The organism is Bacillus oleivorans (assembly GCF_900207585.1).
GTDB classification, from domain to species: Bacteria; Bacillota; Bacilli; order Bacillales; family JC228; genus Bacillus_BF; species Bacillus_BF oleivorans.
On the sequence record NZ_OAOP01000006.1, the window covers coordinates 71878 to 88447 of the forward strand.

General features: G+C 39.8%; 14 protein-coding genes and 1 other RNA gene. 1 reads left to right on the forward strand and 14 read right to left on the reverse strand.

Annotated elements, in window-relative coordinates:
• Positions 1-234: 234 nt before the first annotated feature.
• The 11 genes from CRO56_RS14055 to secG all read right to left on the reverse strand — a co-directional run bounded on the left by CRO56_RS14055 (position 235) and on the right by secG (position 11347).
• The gene (locus CRO56_RS14055) at positions 235-1491 is read right to left on the reverse strand and encodes an MFS transporter (protein WP_097159252.1); all 1257 of its coding nucleotides are present in this window, start codon (positions 1489-1491) and stop codon (positions 235-237) included.
• Positions 1492-1522: 31 nt separating this feature from the next.
• A complete protein-coding gene (locus CRO56_RS14060; RefSeq protein ID WP_097159253.1) occupies positions 1523-1723 on the reverse strand; it encodes a hypothetical protein in 201 nt (66 codons plus the stop codon).
• A 66-nt stretch (positions 1724-1789) separates the two neighbouring features.
• Complete coding sequence (locus CRO56_RS14065; RefSeq protein WP_097159254.1) at positions 1790-3139, reverse strand: FAD-dependent oxidoreductase; 1350 nt, start codon at positions 3137-3139, stop codon at positions 1790-1792.
• A gap of 39 nt (positions 3140-3178) precedes the next feature.
• The gene (locus tag CRO56_RS14070) at positions 3179-4240 is read right to left on the reverse strand and encodes a flavin-containing monooxygenase (protein ID WP_097159255.1); all 1062 of its coding nucleotides are present in this window, start codon (positions 4238-4240) and stop codon (positions 3179-3181) included.
• A 333-nt stretch (positions 4241-4573) separates the two neighbouring features.
• Positions 4574-4932: a transfer-messenger RNA gene (ssrA, locus tag CRO56_RS14075) on the reverse strand.
• 116 nt (positions 4933-5048) lie between these two features.
• Positions 5049-5513, reverse strand: a complete 465-nt coding sequence (smpB, locus tag CRO56_RS14080) for an SsrA-binding protein SmpB (RefSeq protein WP_097159256.1) — start codon at positions 5511-5513, stop codon at positions 5049-5051.
• 65 nt (positions 5514-5578) lie between these two features.
• Entirely contained in the window at positions 5579-6229 is a 651-nt protein-coding gene (locus CRO56_RS14085) for a CPBP family intramembrane glutamic endopeptidase (protein ID WP_097159257.1), read from the reverse strand.
• A 155-nt stretch (positions 6230-6384) separates the two neighbouring features.
• The gene (gene rnr / locus CRO56_RS14090; protein WP_245855916.1) at positions 6385-8691 is read right to left on the reverse strand and encodes a ribonuclease R; all 2307 of its coding nucleotides are present in this window, start codon (positions 8689-8691) and stop codon (positions 6385-6387) included.
• A gap of 64 nt (positions 8692-8755) precedes the next feature.
• The gene (locus CRO56_RS14095) at positions 8756-9502 is read right to left on the reverse strand and encodes an alpha/beta hydrolase (protein ID WP_097159259.1); all 747 of its coding nucleotides are present in this window, start codon (positions 9500-9502) and stop codon (positions 8756-8758) included.
• Between the two features lie 157 nt (positions 9503-9659).
• A complete protein-coding gene (locus tag CRO56_RS14100; RefSeq protein ID WP_097159260.1) occupies positions 9660-10586 on the reverse strand; it encodes a DUF1002 domain-containing protein in 927 nt (308 codons plus the stop codon).
• A 527-nt stretch (positions 10587-11113) separates the two neighbouring features.
• Complete coding sequence (gene secG / locus CRO56_RS14105; RefSeq protein WP_097159261.1) at positions 11114-11347, reverse strand: preprotein translocase subunit SecG; 234 nt, start codon at positions 11345-11347, stop codon at positions 11114-11116.
• 239 nt (positions 11348-11586) lie between these two features.
• Here secG and CRO56_RS14110 point away from each other — a divergent pair, with 239 nt between their 5' ends.
• The gene (locus CRO56_RS14110; protein ID WP_097159262.1) at positions 11587-12516 is read left to right on the forward strand and encodes an aldo/keto reductase; all 930 of its coding nucleotides are present in this window, start codon (positions 11587-11589) and stop codon (positions 12514-12516) included.
• Between the two features lie 455 nt (positions 12517-12971).
• Here CRO56_RS14110 and eno read toward each other — a convergent pair whose 3' ends face one another.
• The 3 genes from eno to tpiA are packed head-to-tail and all read right to left on the reverse strand — an operon-like array spanning position 12972 to position 16569.
• On the reverse strand, positions 12972-14261 hold the full coding sequence (gene eno / locus CRO56_RS14115; RefSeq protein WP_097159263.1) for a phosphopyruvate hydratase: 1290 nt from the start codon (positions 14259-14261) through the stop codon (positions 12972-12974).
• A gap of 12 nt (positions 14262-14273) precedes the next feature.
• Positions 14274-15815 carry a 2,3-bisphosphoglycerate-independent phosphoglycerate mutase gene (gpmI, locus tag CRO56_RS14120; protein WP_097159264.1) on the reverse strand — a complete coding sequence of 514 codons (1542 nt, stop codon included), beginning with the start codon at positions 15813-15815 and terminating at the stop codon, positions 14274-14276.
• A complete protein-coding gene (gene tpiA / locus CRO56_RS14125) occupies positions 15808-16569 on the reverse strand; it encodes a triose-phosphate isomerase (RefSeq protein ID WP_097159265.1) in 762 nt (253 codons plus the stop codon). Before tpiA ends, gpmI begins: the two co-directional genes overlap by 8 nt.
• Position 16570 lies beyond the last annotated feature (1 nt).

The following is a 16570-nucleotide window of genomic DNA, read 5'->3' on the forward strand; positions in this document are numbered from 1 at the left end:
AATCTTCTCTTGGTTTTTTTGATTGTGTTACTCTCTAGTTTTACTAATCATTAAATTGTGTCTCCAATTCCATATTTATTCACAGCAGCTATCACTTGCACCTAGTAAAACTAAACCAGGATTCTATTGACTATCTTCTTTATCCAATGTTAATTCTTCAGTATCAGTAATCTGTGAATCAATCGCGACCTTATTTCCGTTGAAGGAACTTACCGTAAATGTGGCCCTAATCTTTTAAAAAATAACAGATTCTCCTACTTTGTACTTTATCTTTTTTTCACTTGCATGAATGATTGACCAAAGAATGGCTAAAAAGATAAATATGCCAGCTCCTCCCCAATAGAGATATGTAAAACCTAACTTTAATTCAAGTATCATGTAACTGATAAAAGGACCTAGAGCTGCACCAACATCTTGAGCAATTGAGTATATAGTCAGAAACGAAACTATATTTGTAGTCTTAGCGGTATCGAGTGCAATTGCATCCATAACCGTTGTAATTGAGGTTGAACCAATCATAACTAAGAAGGTAATCAGTACCCACACGGTGATTGTCAGATTACTTGAGATCAATCCAAATGTTATACCCGCAAAGATCAGAGAATGAATAAAGATTGTATGTCTCCCTCCTGGTCCATCAGACCACCTCCCGAAAAGCTTTCCTAGTGACGGCTCCCATACCCATCTGGCAGAAAGAATAATCCCTGTGAGTAACGTTGCACTTAATACAGACCCGAATATAGAAATACTCTTACCGTGAACATGTTCAACGACTAAACTGATGGTAGAAGTAAAAACCCCCTGATATAACAGAGTGATAAAAAAACCTGTAGTGATAATACTTACCTTATATTTAAATGTTGATTGTGAAAAGATAGCTTTATCAAGAGCAGAAACCTTTTCAGCCTTAAGAGGTCTTTCCTTAGTTTTAAGAAAATACATAATCAACGGAAGCCCTGTAAAGGTAATAACACCAAAAATAATGGAAACTATACTTAACCCAATAAAGGGAACTAAAATACCCCCTATTAACATTCCTGCCAGACTTCCCAGACGGTATAATCCATTATATAAACCCATTGATTGACCGCGATGTTTTTCATCAGCAAGAAACGCGACAGCCGATAGACCTCCGATTCGAAAAAGTGACCATGCAATCCCCCATAACCCGCGTAATATAACCCAGGCGATAAACCCTTCAAACAAACCATATCCCAAGGTTGTTAAGCCTCCTAAAATAACGGCTATAATCAGTCCAAATCTTAAGGAAATCCTTTTATAAATCCACCCCACAAATGGATTGAAAGGCAGTCGGACGAATCGGTTAATGGAAAGGAGAATTCCAACCTGCCAAATAGAGTCAAGCCCTGCCTCTTCCCAGTAAAGAGGTAATGCAATATATAACATCGAATCTCCTAAAAGACTTAAAGAGGTTACAATGGCAACTACTACAATAACACGGGAATTGTCAGGGTTTTCCTTTGATTCCATATAAAATTCTCCTTTCCCCAATCAAATCAAACTATAATCCTTTTAATTCTCTATACGCTTGTAAAAATTGCTGGTACGTTTCATGCCCCAGTCTATCCTCTTGCAATCCGAATAAATGCTGAAAGACTAACTCTTTCGCTTCCTCAACCTGATAACTATACGCATTCATAATTAATTTTATATATGATATGAAATATTCTTTTCGTAATGAACCTGCACGATTAATGACCATATTCCTCTCTTCAATTTTATAGGAAGCAGATACTTCCCATCCCAGTTACTCATTTTTAAAACTGAATCAATTACAACAGTTATTATTGTTTAGATTTACACTGCAGACCCCTGTTTCAGGTAATTCTAATTCCACTTTCTCAGCGGAAATAAAATCACCAGCTAGGTAGGCTGCAACAGATCTAGCTTGTTCATATCCTGTCGCCATTAGAAATGTTGGTGCCCGGCCATAGCTTTTCGAACCAATAATATAGAAGTCTTTTTCGGGCTGACGCAGTTCCTTTTCCCCGTGCGGACGTACGGTTCCGCAACTGTGGATATTAGGATCGATTAGCGGAGCTAAGGCTTTTACACTTTCGGTTGCAGAATCGATAGAGGTTCGAACCTCATTGATCATGGTGAAATCAGGACGGCTCCCTGTATTTACGATCAACTCATCGATTCCAGTAAGACTCCTATCCTCAGCTTGAATCTCAATTCCTGCTTCAGATTTCTTGACCAATTGGATACTAAAAGGAGTGATCACTTCTATCTTCTGTTTATCAACTAGTCTGTGAATCCTGCTGCCTAAGGCACCCCGAGCTGCAAGAGCATCTTTTTCTTCTCCTCCATAAGCGTCTTCAACGCGCTTTCTTCTCATAATCCACAAAATGTCCGTTTGAGGAAAAGACTCTTTAAGTTTCGCCAAATCCAGTAATGCATTGATCGCTGAATGCCCTCCACCTACGACAGCTACGCGCTTGTTGGCATATCGTTCCTGTTCCCTGCCCAAAACATCAGGAATGCCGTAAAAAATTTGATCCTGAAGTAATTCTTCTTTAAGCCATATTCCACTTGAAACAGCAGGATTCGGATTTCCCCAAGTTCCTGTCGCATCAAGCACAGCTCCAGCTTCATATGTTTTATACATACCATTGTTTTCAGTATGAATGATAAATGGAACATGATCCCGATTCCATGTCTTCATTTTATCCATATCTTTTCTTCCTATTGATAGTACTTTTGTATTTAAATAAACAAAAGGCTGAATTTCCTGAAGATTAGATAATGGCTGTAAATATTGTTCAACAAGTTCTTTCCCAGTCGGTAATTGATCTAAATCTGGATGTGTCCAGCCACTTGTTTCGAGTAAACTCATAGCTGCTTTATCGATGTTATATCGCCAAGGTGAAAATAAGCGAACATGCCCCCACGTTAAGATATTAGCACCTACTTGCTTACCCGCTTCTAGCAAGATAAAAGATTTCCCGCGGACTGCTAAATGTGCTGCAGCTGCTAAGCCAACGGGTCCTGCTCCAATAATCGCAACAGGTAAGCGATGATTTGAATCATTATTTATCGTACTAGTATTCTTTTCACTTGTTTTTGGACCGCAGCATCCTTGTACTTCAATAGGAATATTTAATAAATTTGTCATAATGTTTTACTCCTCATTTCTTTTCATTGTTTTTTATATTTATTGAGCTTTCAAATAGGTTAGGAGTCTCCGAACAACAAATTTTGCATCAGAATCTACTCCCCTTAATGTAGCGGAAGAAAATGATCGCTGTCCTTCTAATCCCAAGTAATAAAGTCCAGGAACAGTCTTACTTACACCGGCAAGATGTAGAGGTTTGCCTTCTGAATCAAGAGCCCGTAATTGACGTAAATAAGGAAAATTATAACGGTACCCTGTAGCAAAAATAACAGTGTCCACGGGTTCTTTTATCCCATCTGACCAAATGATTCCCTCCGTATAAAAAGAGGAAAACATAGGCTTCTGATTCGGTTTTCCCATCGCTAATTGTTCTTTAAATCCATCTAAATCTATTACAGCGTTTGAAGAAGGAATCATTTTTCCAAATCTCCAAAAAGGAAATGTATCAAATCCTATAATCTTGAACCAAAAGTGCAGGTCTTTTCCTATTATTTTTTGATTGATTAATTTTACCGGATGCCTTACAGCTAAAGTGGTTGAAGATACTTCTGCTAATTCAATAGCAATCTGAACCGCTGAATTTCTGCTCCCAACTACTACAATCCTTTGGTTATTCAAAGTATCTGGACTTCGATAGTCAGCGGAATGAATGATATGTCCTTTAAATTGATCCATTCCTGTTATGGAAGGTATAAATGGAGTATGAAAGGATCCTGTTGCATTTATAATAGATCTGCTTAGATATACTTCATTGGATTTTGTTTGAATTGTGAATATATGATCCTTTTTTTCAACAGAGACAACATGCGAATTGGTAACTAATGGAAATTGAAAATAGTCTTGGTAATCTTTTAGATAACGAATTACTTCAGACTTAGATGGATAATGGTCAGGATCTCCTGGAAAATTCATTCCGGGTAAAGGCGAAAAACGTGCAGGAGAAAATAATTTAAGACTGTCATAATACTGTGGCCAAGATCCTTCAGCATTCTCTTGAGATTCTAAAATCAAAAATTGTAACCCCTTCTTTTGTAAATGATACCCCGAAGCAAGACCTGCCTGACCTCCGCCAATTACAATAACATCTAATACCTTTGTCATATAAACCCTTCTTTATAATTATTTGCATTTTGCAAGTAATTGTTGCAATGTTTCTCCCATTAAAGGAGATCTTCTAGAGATATGGTATTTTCCTTTCTTTTATACTTTTACTACTTGTTACTTTTTTCCTTTGATTTATTTATACCTAACTAATTTGCAAAATGCAAGTATTATTTTAAAAAAAATAAAATCAAACAAAAAACTGTAGAAGATAACGTCTACAGTTTTTGAAGTATAAAAATTTGCCTAAAGTTTTTTGGAGCATAACCTTGCCAAAACGGCAATATTATGGTTCCAGTCCCACTTAGCTGGTCATAAATCACCTTATATGTATGGTGGAGACGGTGGGAATCGAACCCACGTCCAAAGATATCGCTACTTAAGCGTCTACGAGCGTAGTCGGCATATTTACGTTTCGCTACTTCTTATGCCTGCCGACAGGCGTCCGAGTAGCTAGTCTGTAAATCTCTTCCCTCATCCTCAGACGGCAGAATCAGGCGTATCCCACTCTAGTGAGCCCCAGGACTCCACATGGGCGATGGAGAGTGAGGCAAGCTATGCGCTACTTACGCAGCGAAAGCTAAGTTGTTGTTTTGTTTGCCAGTTATATTTAACTTGACGTTGATTACGAGGACGATCCCCCCGGCTCGCAACTCAAGCTCGACTACCCCTGTCGAATCCGTAGCGTCCCCATTATAAAAATGAGTAGTACAGGAATCCCGAGCAAACAGTTGCGTCATCCCTTTTCGATGACAATATCCATTATAACATGCTTACAGATTTACGCAAATGGTGGTTATTAACAGTCTTACCTTTGCCGTTCCTTAAAGGCACGCTCTATATCACGCTTAGCCTCTTTCCGTTTTAAGTCTTCACGTTTATCGTAATTCTTTTTACCTTTAGCTAAGCCCAATAAGATTTTCGCGTAGCCATTTTTAAGATATAACTTCACAGGAACCAAAGAATAGCCCTTTTCCTTTGTTTCCCCAATCAGTTTACTGATTTCCTTTTTATGAAGCAGCAGTTTACGGGTTCGTAAAGGATCGTGATTATACCGGTTTCCTTGCTCATAGGGACTGATATGCATATTGAATAAAAAGACTTCCCCGTTTTGAATTCTCGCAAACGAATCCTTGAGGTTGACTCTCCCTGCACGGATTGACTTAATTTCGGTTCCTTGCAAAACAAGCCCTGCTTCATACGTTTCTTCTATAAAATAATCATGATATGCTTTTTTATTCTGAGCAATCACTTTCCCTTGACCTTTTGGCATAAGCTTTTTCCTCCTCCAGCGTTACTATATTGTATCAAAAGGAGGTGCTCTACTCAATGATTAGGTCACATTACGGGCGGAATATAAAGGTTTAAAAATGTAAACACAGACAGATTTCCGACATCGACTAAAAAGTGTGAAAAAATCGGCCATCTTAGGCTTCCGATTCTGTAGTAGGCATAAGACCATACGAGTGACATAATAAGTAGAGAGACAAATATCATATAGCTACGGTTTGCAATTGAAAAAACGCCCCATAAAAGCGGATGACTCAAGATAAAAAATAATGTAGAATATAGAACCTTTGCAAACTTTGATTGGAAGGGTAGCTTGTTTAGTAAAAGCCCGCGCCAAAATCCTTCTTCAAAAAAAGGATTAATCAAAGCAAACAATAGCCAAAATAACGTTGCCGCTAAAGACTCACTTAGAAGCTGCAGATTCGTAAACAGAATCGTTAACGGAAAAAGCCCCACCAAGACAGTTCCAATTTTCCAGCCAAAGTGGCCTTCGACCCGAGAGAGCCATTTTGACCGCTCTTCCTTTGTCGTAAAAAAGTAAATAAAAGCAAATATACTCCCCCAGTAAAAAATAGCGACCGGAATCCAGGCCCATTCTTGAATGAAGGTTGAAAAAATAAAAGAACTGCTTGAACTGATCAGGACTACAATAATCGGTGCCCAGATCATAATATGACCATTTTTCATCTTTACAGCCATTAATAAATCTCCTCTATTTCGACAAATTTTTCACTATTTTCCAAGTATAACAAAGAGTGGGTTTTAATGGCTCCATTATTATGTAAAAAATTTGTTAATGGCGTTTAGTTAATTAATATCTGCAAAAAAAACAGCCCCTTCCTCTGAAGAGACTGTTAACTTCTTTTTTTCTTTTTCGTCCGGGCTGATTTCGGGACATTTTCGAAATGCTTTCGCTTTTTCTTCGGTTTTCTTGTCGACCACTCGTCGCCGTTTTCTCCTTTGGAGCCTCCACCATTCCGGTTTTCTGCACCTTTTCTTCTCGATTTGCCGGCGTTTGCTTTTACTACTGTTGTGGTGATTTTTCGTTCACGTTTCCGTTCCCGCTTCATCCCGACAATTTCAAAATCAATCGACTGTTCATCCTTATCTACATTAATAACTTTGACTGTGATTTCATCCCCAATTTGATAAACCTTGCCCGTTCTTTCACCAATCATGGCATATTGGCGCTGGTCAAACCGGTAATAATCATCAGTCATATCACTGACATGGACTAATCCTTCTATCGTATTTGGAAGCTCAATAAACATACCAAAGTTGGTAACGGAGCTAATGATTCCCTCGAACTCTTCCCCGATTTTATCCAGCATAAATTCAGCCTTCTTCAGAGAATCCGTATCTCTTTCGGCATCGACGGCTCTTCTTTCCATCTCTGAGGCATGCTTGGCGATTTCATCAAGACGGGCTCCCCATTTCGCTTGAGTGGCATCATCCATTTTTCCATTAATCAGATATTCCCGAATCAGACGATGCACGATTAAGTCGGGATAACGCCGGATTGGAGAAGTAAAGTGTGTATAAAAATCAGTGGATAATCCAAAGTGACCTAAGCTCTCCGCATCATATTTAGCCTGCTGCATAGAGCGAAGCATAACAGTTGAAACGACCATTTCCTCTGGACGACCCGCGACTGCCTCCAGGATTTCCTGCAATGCGCGCGGATGAATCGAATTGGCTGTTCCTCTAACCACAAGACCAAAATTGGTAATAAACTCAAAGAAGCGATGCAGCTTTTCTTCCTTTGGATCCTCGTGAATCCGATACATAAACGGAACTTCTAGCCAGTGGAAATGTTCCGCAATCGTTTCATTGGCTGCTAACATGAATTCCTCAATTAAGCGTTCTGCCACCGAACGCTCACGCAATACAACATCGGTTGGCTTCCCGTCTTCGTCGACCAACACTTTCGCTTCTTTAAAATCGAAATCGATGGCACCGCGACCCATCCGTTTATTCCGAAGGATTTGAGCCAGCGCTTCCATGTCCTCAAACATTGGAATGAGTGTCTCATAATGTTTGCGTGTTTCCCCGTCTTTATCGACTAGAATTTTATTTACATCGGCATAAGTCATTCTTTCCGTTGTTTTAATCACACTTTCAAAGATTTCATGTTTTACAACATGTCCAGATGAATCAATTTCCATTTCACATGAAAGTGTAAATCGATTGACCTTTGGATTGAGTGAACAGATTCCATTTGACAGACGGTGAGGAATCATGGGAATTACACGGTCTACCAAATAAACACTCGTGCCGCGTTCAAAAGCTTCCCGGTCAATCGGAGAGCCTTCTTTTACATAATGGCTTACATCTGCAATATGAACGCCTAATTTATAATTCCCATTTTCTAATTTTGATACAGTAACCGCATCATCAAGGTCTTTTGCATCTGCGCCGTCAATCGTAACAATCGTTTGATCACGAAGGTCGCGCCGATTTCCAATGTCACTTTCCAGAATCTCATCCGGGATTTCTTCCGCTTGCTGCAGTACTTCATCCGGAAATTGTGTTGGAATTCCATGCTTGTGAATAATCGATAGAATATCAACACCTGGGTCGTTTTTGTGTCCAAGAATCTGAATCACTTCACCCTCAGCACTTTGTCTTCCTTCCGGATAAGCCGTAATTTTTACAACGACTTTGTGTCCATCGACGGCTCCCGCGGAAGCCCCTTTTGGAATAAAAATATCGGTTGTGATTTTCTTATTATCAGGGATGACAAAACCGAAATGTTTACTGTCAGAATAGGTTCCGACCACTTCCTTAATGCCCCGTTCGATAATCTTAACAATCGTTCCCTCACGGCGGTTGTCCCCGCTTTGTTCGTGGGTAACCCTGACTAAAACGATATCCCCGTGCATCGCCTGGTTGAGCTCGGATGGAGGTATAAAAATATCATCCATGCCCTCTTCTTCTGGGGTAACAAAACCAAACCCTTTCTCATGGGCAATGAACTTCCCTCTTAAAAGATTCATCTTCTCCGGAATGCCATACCGGTTCGTCCGGGTTCGGACAATGTAACCCTTCTCTTCCATGTGGACGAGGGTTTTGACCAGTTCCTTAAAGGAATCGGAATCCTCCATTTGTAAAAGCTCTTCTAATTCCTGAACAGTTAACGGCTTATAAGCCTCTTCTTTCATAATCGTTAATATTTGATCAATTAAGGGATGCTGTTCATTCAAAAAAATCCCTCCTTCTTATGTTTTAAACAGTCCAATCCAGCTCCTCTAAAAAAGCATAAATATCTTCATGGAGCTGTTCTTTTTCTTTATCCAACGTAATAACATGTCCAGAATTCTCGTACCATTTTATATTCTTTTGCGGCGATTCCGCTTCATTATATATAATATTTGCACTATCTGGATTAATCATGTTGTCATGTCTTGCCTGCACCACGAATAATGGCGCATAGGTAAGATCAACATGCACTCTGACATCCTGGATTAGAGCTTGCAGTTCTTTTAATGTTTTCATCGGTGTTTTTTTGAAATCTTCCATTTCTTTAGCGATTACTTCTCCAGACTTACCTTCAAATTGCTTATACTCTCTTGCATACTTTAGAACACCTTCATACATAACGTCTTCGTCTTTAAAATACATCGGTGCACACATTGGAACAATACCCTTTACAGGCACAGTATAACCAAGTTTAAGGGAGAACACCCCTCCCAATGATAATCCCGCAACTGCAATTTCCTCGTAACCAAGCGATTTTAAGTGATCATAGCCCATCATTACGTCCTTCCACCAGTCTTTTGGGCCGGTATGGACCAATTCTTCTGGCGGGACACCATGTCCTTTATATTGAGGGGCATGTGAGGTATACCCTTTTTTTTCAAGAAAACGCCCAAGCATCCGAACATCGGCGGAACTGCCCGTAAAGCCGTGGAGCAAGAGGACAGCTCGCTTCCCTGCTTCAAACGTAAATGGCTTTGGTGGTTTTACCTTCATATGTAAGATCTCCTTTTTGTCATACTATGTATAGTTTTATCAGATGGAAGGAGTGTCATCCAGTATTTTGTGCTGACGGGGTGGATTCGGCGGTTGCGGTGTTGACTGCGATTACAGAAAAAATACAGGAGGCATAATGCGTCCTGCATTTCTAAGTTTAAGAGAATAAACTAGAGAAAAAACTTTTAATACTTTCAATCAAGTTTTTAAAGAAATCCATAATGGTTTGAAGAAAACCTTTGTCTCCTACCGCGTCCTCGATCCTCTGTTGGATATCGTTTGCGAGGTTTTCAAGCTGTGACTGAACATTATCAAAGTTAATATTTAAATTCCTCATTTTTTCAAATAAATCAATGAGCAGCTGACGATCTTCAGGGCTAAGGCTGATTTCAAGTGTTTTTAATCTTTCATCAATGATTTGCTCCACTTCTTCTCGCGATACCGGATTTTGTTCCGCAATTTGCTGCTTAATTTCTGTTAACAATTCGCTTACTTTGTCCTGATCTAACCCTTCCTTTTGGGCTAACGCGGTTGCAAGACTCAGCTCTTCATTTGCCACTTCTGTCCTATCCTTGTTAAGCTCGGTTCCTTCCCCTTCGTCATATGCCTTGTAAATACCAACTAGAGCCGAGTGACCGCTTACTTTTACCGGAGAGGCTATATCTACCACCGCATTTTCAATCCCTGCAGTCAATAAAGCATTGGCATACATTTCATCGGTAACCTCGGTAATGTTTTCAGGAGTTACCTGGTTAATAACAAGTCCTTCTCCAGAATCATTTCTTGTTATTTTCGCGGAGGAATACATATTGGAATGGGGATCCCCATTAATATACTGAACAAGGTCCTCTCCTGTTACCGTTATTTCTTTCACCATGGTCGGATCTTTTACATTTAACAGTTCCCGAACTTCTTCTTTCTGCGCATCAGAAAGTGCTTCTCCATACACAACAACCGGAAGTCCATATTTTTCATTAATGCTATCTTCCTCATTAGCACTGTCTGCATGGACAGCATTCATATTCCCTATAAATATAACAAGCAGTAACAATGTACCACATGCGATTATTTTAAAGAACCTCATCGGTTTCTCTCCTTTATTTTTTATTTTGTCCATTTTACTTACAATATGACGAATACCCTAACAAACAGGTTTCAAAACCAGAAAGAAAAAGGCAGAAATGGAAATGGTAAAAAGGAGGATAACAATGGGATACGAGGGTAAAAACTTTTTCAAATGTCCTTTTACTGTACAATCCAAATCGACCAACCATTTGAAAATGCTTGGGGAAAATTGTGTATTAAGTTAGATGAATCTATATTACAGGTAAAGACTCATTTGTTCGCATCGGCGTATAGTTTTTACGATATCTGACGAGTCATCCTTATACTTCTATCGAACAGCTATCCACAAGTCGAGAAATATATAATTTCCTAAACGATAAAGAAAACTTGGCTAGCGCCAAGCCTTTAGGCGCAGGCGATCGCCTAGTTGCTCTTATACTTAATTCCTAAAATTGGCCACTACGTCGATTAATCTTCTTTGCTGCCAATTTATACTTTCTTAAAGTGCGAAAAAACCTGACCAGAGTCGGCCAGGCTTACATGTACTTATAGTTGGAAGTATGATACTGCAATTGTAAGAACAAATAATAAAACAGATAAAACAACCGTAATTCGGTGTAAAACTAAATCAATCCCACGCGCCTTTTGTTTTCCAAAAAGTTGTTCAGCACCGCCGGAGATGGCACCTGAAAGACCTGCGCTTTTACCGGATTGTAACAATACGACTGCAATTAAAGCAATACAGTTTATAACTAATAATGTAACCAAGAATGCATGCATCCTTGTCCACCTCCTAATACGAACATAACAGTATCTCTAATGTACCATAAATCTTTAGGGGAGACAATAAAAATCGAAATGAGCCTCAGTCTATTAACAATTTTAAACTCTTTTATAAGCATTATACTTGTATTAGGAGATTATTCCTATTTCCATTCCTCTCGAGTTCAATTGTTTGATAGTTATCAAATTAATTTGTTACTCTTTCTATACATTTTTATAAAAGGAGCTGAAATGAAATGGCAAAATTATCAAGGCTCGGAAAATCTGATTTACTCGTGAATCCAATTGGTCTTGGGACCAATGCGGTCGGCGGACATAATTTGTATCCAAACCTCAATGATGAAACAGGAAAGGAATTAGTGAGAACAGCTTTAAATCAAGGAATTAATTTTCTTGATACCGCCTTTATATATGGCCCAGAGCGGTCAGAGGAATTAATCGGTGAGGTTTTAAAAGAAAGAACCCGCTCCGAAGTTATTCTTGCAACAAAAGGTTCTCACAAATTCCTTGGTGATAAAGTTGTTCATGACAACTCACCTTCTTTCTTAAAGCAAGAGGTTGAAAATAGTTTAAAAAGGCTCCAAACTGATTACATAGATTTATACTATATCCATTTCCCTGACGAAAACACACCAAAAGATGAAGCAGTTGGTGCCTTAAAACAGCTGAAGGATGAAGGCAAAATTAGAGCAATAGGAGTATCAAATTTTTCAATTGAACAGTTAAAAGAAGCAAATAAAGATGGATATGTGGACGTTTATCAAGGAGAGTATAATCTTTTAAACCGCAGTGCTGAAAACGAATTGCTTCCGTATACTATTGAACACAACATTACTTTTATTCCATACTTCCCATTAGTTTCAGGATTACTAGCAGGGAAATACACAAAGGATACGTTATTTAACGATTTACGTGCTCGAAATCCACATTTTCAGGGAGCAGCCTTTTTAAAGAACCTGGAAAAGGTTGATCAGCTCCGTCCGATTGCTGAAGCGAAAAATGCAGAAGTAGCGCATGTCGTCCTCGCCTGGTATTTAACGAGAAATTCGATTGATGCCCTCATTCCAGGTGCGAAAAAACCAGAGCAGGTTTTAAGTAACTTAAAAACTCTTGAAGTTCAGTTAACGCAAGTAGAAATCGATGAAATTGATCGGTTATTTTCATAAAGAAAAGATTGTGCCAAATGGGGACCCGTGCGGAATCTAGATCGTAAATCTTTTTAGCGGACACCAGATCCTCTATTGGGAAAAAAATGCAGATTTCTAAAATTAAAGGACACTGGTTCCTTTATATTGCTAAATGTAAGCCATTTTTTAATGTTTTTTGCTAAATAACGGATTACATGTCCTTTTTACTCTTGAAAATATTGGTTTATATGGAAATAACGGAATCTATGTCCGCTTGAACAAAATTCGAGGCGTCCCGGATTTTGGCGTAAATAAGAAATTTCAGGGTGTGCCTGTCACACCAAGATTGATAGGTAACAGGATTTTGACTCGTAGACACCCTGATTTGACTCATATACCCTTTTATCGAACACTTAGCCACAAGTCGAGAATTTATTGTACGCTATACAATAAAAAAATGGTTGGCCCTCATAAGGTCCAACCATTTTTTCTGATTATCTTAAGTTGTAAAATGCTTTAATTCCCAAATACTGTGCCGTTTCATCCAAGGTGTCTTCAATACGAAGCAATTGGTTGTATTTCGCAACACGGTCTGTACGGGAAGGGGCACCTGTTTTGATTTGGCCTGCATTGGTTGCAACCGCAATATCAGCAATCGTGCTGTCTTCAGTTTCACCGGAACGATGAGAGATAACGGCTGTATAGCCTGCACGTTTTGCCATTTCGATCGCATCAAATGTTTCTGTTAAGGTACCGATTTGGTTCACTTTAATCAGAATAGAGTTTCCAACACCCTGCTCGATACCTTGTGCCAGTTTCTTTGTATTGGTTACGAATAAATCGTCGCCGACTAATTGTACACGGTCTCCGATACGTTCAGTTAGTAGTTTGTGACCTGCCCAGTCATTTTCATCTAAGCCGTCTTCAATGGAAATGATAGGGTATTTGGATACAAGCTCTTCATACCAAGCCACCATTTCTTCAGATGTTTTGACAACACCTTCACCCTCAAGATGATATTTTCCGTCTTCTTTGCTGTAAAGCTCAGATGAAGCGACGTCCATTGCTAATTTAACTTGCTCACCTGGTTTGTAGCCGGCTTTTTCAATCGCTGCAATAATCGTTTGTAATGCTTCTTCGTTAGACTTAAGGTTCGGAGCAAATCCGCCTTCATCCCCAACAGCGGTGTTTAAGCCTTTATCTTTTAGAACAGATTTTAAGCTGTGGAAAATTTCTGCTCCCATGCGAAGAGCTTCATGAAAGCTCTCTGCCCCAACAGGCATAACCATAAATTCTTGGATGTCCACGTTGTTATCGGCATGAGCTCCGCCATTTAGGATGTTCATCATTGGAACTGGAAGCTGTTTCGCATTGAATCCGCCAAGGTATTGATAGAGTTCAACACCAAGATAGTCAGCTGCTGCACGAGCCACTGCCATTGATACGCCTAAAATCGCATTGGCTCCTAATTTACCCTTGTTTTCAGTTCCGTCTAATTCGATAAGAGCTTTGTCAATCGCAACTTGGTTTAAAACGTTAAAGCCCTCTAATTCTGGAGCGATTACCTCATTCACGTTTTGAACGGCTTGAAGAACTCCTTTTCCTAAATAACGGCTTTTATCTCCGTCACGAAGCTCAACAGCTTCATATTCACCAGTAGAGGCACCGCTTGGCACAAGCGCGCGGCCAAATGCGCCAGAATCTGTGTACACTTCTACTTCAACTGTTGGATTTCCGCGAGAATCAAGGACTTCACGAGCATAAATTTCAGCAATAAATGGCATTAGAATCTCTCCTTATTTCGATTGAATTAATGTTTTTCCAGTCATTTCATTTGGCTGTTCAACTTCTAATAACTCTAGCATAGTTGGTGCTAAATCACCTAATATTCCGCCATCACGAAGGGTAATTCCTTTTTTCGTCACAATCACAGGAACAGGATTTGTCGTATGTGCCGTCATTGGCGTTCCTTCTGGTGTAATGACTTCATCTGCATTTCCGTGGTCTGCCGTAATAATCGCCGTTCCGCCTTTACTTAAGATCAGATCGACGACTTTACCTAAGCACTCATCCACCGCTTCTACAGCTTTAATGGTTGGCTCGAGCATTCCAGAGTGACCTACCATGTCAGGGTTGGCAAAGTTTAGAAGGATGGCATCAAATTTATCCTGATTAATCTCATTTACAAGTGCATCCGTTACTTCATAGGCACTCATTTCTGGCTTCAAATCATACGTTGCAACCTTAGGACTATTGATCAGGATCCGTGCTTCACCTGGAAACTCATGCTCCCGGCCCCCGCTCATAAAAAACGTAACATGCGGATATTTTTCAGTTTCGGCTATCCGAAGCTGAGTTAAATTGTTTTGTGATAAAACTTCGCCTAATGTATTGTCCATGCTGACCGGTTTAAAAGCGACATATCCGTCGACCGTTTCACTAAAGTGAGTTAAACAAACAAAATAAAGATTATTTGGATGCCCCCCTCCCCGATCAAACGACCGGAAATCCTTATTAGTAAAGGTATTGGAGATTTGAATCGCCCGGTCAGGTCGGAAGTTATAGAAAATAACCGCATCGTTGTCCTTAATCGTAGCAACGGGCTCGCCATTTTCTCTTGTAATCACAGACGGAATCACAAACTCATCATAAATTTCGTTTTTGTAGGAATCATCTACACATTCGATTGGGTCTGTGTAGGTTGGTCCTTCACCGTACACCATGGCTCTGTATGATTTTTCAACCCGTTCCCAGCGCTGGTCCCGGTCCATAGAATAATATCGTCCAGAAATGGTGGCAAATTCGCCAACTCCATATTCCTTGATTTTTTCTTGTGTTTGTTCAATAAAAATTTTAGCTGTTTGCGGACCAACATCCCGACCATCTAAAATTCCGTGAATATAGACATGTTTAACCCCTTCTTTGGCAGCCAGCTGCAGGAGTGCAAATAGATGATTAATATGGCTATGTACGCCTCCACTTGATAATAAACCAAAGATATGAAGATTGGTGCCTTTTTCTTTTACATGCTGAATCGCGCCGAGGAATGTTTCGTTTTTGGCAAACTCCCCTTCTCTAATAGCAACATTTACCCGGGTTAAGCTTTGATAGACAATCCGTCCAGCCCCGATATTTAAATGACCTACCTCGGAGTTTCCCATTTGGCCCTCTGGCAAACCAACTGCTTCACCACTTGCCTTTAACGTGCTATGGGGAAACTCATTCCAAAACCGGTCAAAATTTGGTTTTTTCGCTTGAGCTACCGCATTCCCATGTGTTTCATCACGTAAACCAAATCCATCCAAAATAATTAAGGCTACAGGAGCTTGCTTACTCATTTGAACCTTCCTCCAATAACTGCAAGAAGGATTGAGCTTCTAGGCTCGCACCGCCAACTAAGGCACCATCAATATCAGACATACTCATAAGCTCATTTATATTAGCCGGCTTTACGCTGCCCCCATATTGAATCCGGACTGCTTGAGCTGCATCACTTGAAAATTGATTCGCTATCGTTTCACGAATATGGGCACACACTTCATTCGCATCTTCAGCTGTTGATGTCTTGCCTGTTCCGATTGCCCAAATTGGTTCATACGCAATTACAGATTCTTTCACTTGATCTTCTGCTAATCCTGATAAGGCTTGTTTTACTTGAGCAGCAACAAGGGCTTTGGTTTCTCCGTTTTCACGCTGTTCAAGTGTTTCACCTACACAAATGATTGGAGTGAGTCCATGTTTGAAAGCTGCAAGAGCCTTTTTATTTACGGTTTCGTCTGTTTCGTTGAACATTTCGCGTCGCTCGGAGTGGCCGATAATCACATACTCAACACCGAGATCCTTTAAAGCCACAGGGCTAATTTCACCCGTAAATGCCCCTTGGTCCTCAAAGTGCATGTTTTGAGCACCAATTTTTAGATTTGAACCTTTTGCCAGTTCAACTAATCTGTCTAAAAATAGAGCAGGTGCACAGACTACTGAATCGACAACATCTGAACTGGGAATTAAACTTTTGACTTCGTTAAAAAAGCTCTGAGCTTCAGGTAAGGTTTTATACATTTTCCAGTTCCCTGCAATGATGGGTTTGCGCATA

Bases quoted from the DNA above. Each gene is read 5' to 3' on its own strand.
- CRO56_RS14055 (WP_097159252.1), bottom strand. From the start codon at position 1,491: ATGGAATCAAAGGAAAACCCTGACAATTCCCGTGTTATTGTAGTAGTT.
- CRO56_RS14060 (WP_097159253.1), bottom strand. From the start codon at position 1,723: ATGGTCATTAATCGTGCAGGTTCATTACGAAAAGAATATTTCATATCA.
- CRO56_RS14065 (WP_097159254.1), bottom strand. From the start codon at position 3,139: ATGACAAATTTATTAAATATTCCTATTGAAGTACAAGGATGCTGCGGT.
- CRO56_RS14070 (WP_097159255.1), bottom strand. From the start codon at position 4,240: ATGACAAAGGTATTAGATGTTATTGTAATTGGCGGAGGTCAGGCAGGT.
- smpB (WP_097159256.1), bottom strand. From the start codon at position 5,513: ATGCCAAAAGGTCAAGGGAAAGTGATTGCTCAGAATAAAAAAGCATAT.
- CRO56_RS14085 (WP_097159257.1), bottom strand. From the start codon at position 6,229: ATGGCTGTAAAGATGAAAAATGGTCATATTATGATCTGGGCACCGATT.
- rnr (WP_245855916.1), bottom strand. From the start codon at position 8,691: ATGAAAGAAGAGGCTTATAAGCCGTTAACTGTTCAGGAATTAGAAGAG.
- CRO56_RS14095 (WP_097159259.1), bottom strand. From the start codon at position 9,502: ATGAAGGTAAAACCACCAAAGCCATTTACGTTTGAAGCAGGGAAGCGA.
- CRO56_RS14100 (WP_097159260.1), bottom strand. From the start codon at position 10,586: ATGAGGTTCTTTAAAATAATCGCATGTGGTACATTGTTACTGCTTGTT.
- secG (WP_097159261.1), bottom strand. From the start codon at position 11,347: ATGCATGCATTCTTGGTTACATTATTAGTTATAAACTGTATTGCTTTA.
- CRO56_RS14110 (WP_097159262.1), top strand. From the start codon at position 11,587: ATGGCAAAATTATCAAGGCTCGGAAAATCTGATTTACTCGTGAATCCA.
- eno (WP_097159263.1), bottom strand. From the start codon at position 14,261: ATGCCATTTATTGCTGAAATTTATGCTCGTGAAGTCCTTGATTCTCGC.
- gpmI (WP_097159264.1), bottom strand. From the start codon at position 15,815: ATGAGTAAGCAAGCTCCTGTAGCCTTAATTATTTTGGATGGATTTGGT.
- tpiA (WP_097159265.1), bottom strand. From the start codon at position 16,569: ATGCGCAAACCCATCATTGCAGGGAACTGGAAAATGTATAAAACCTTA.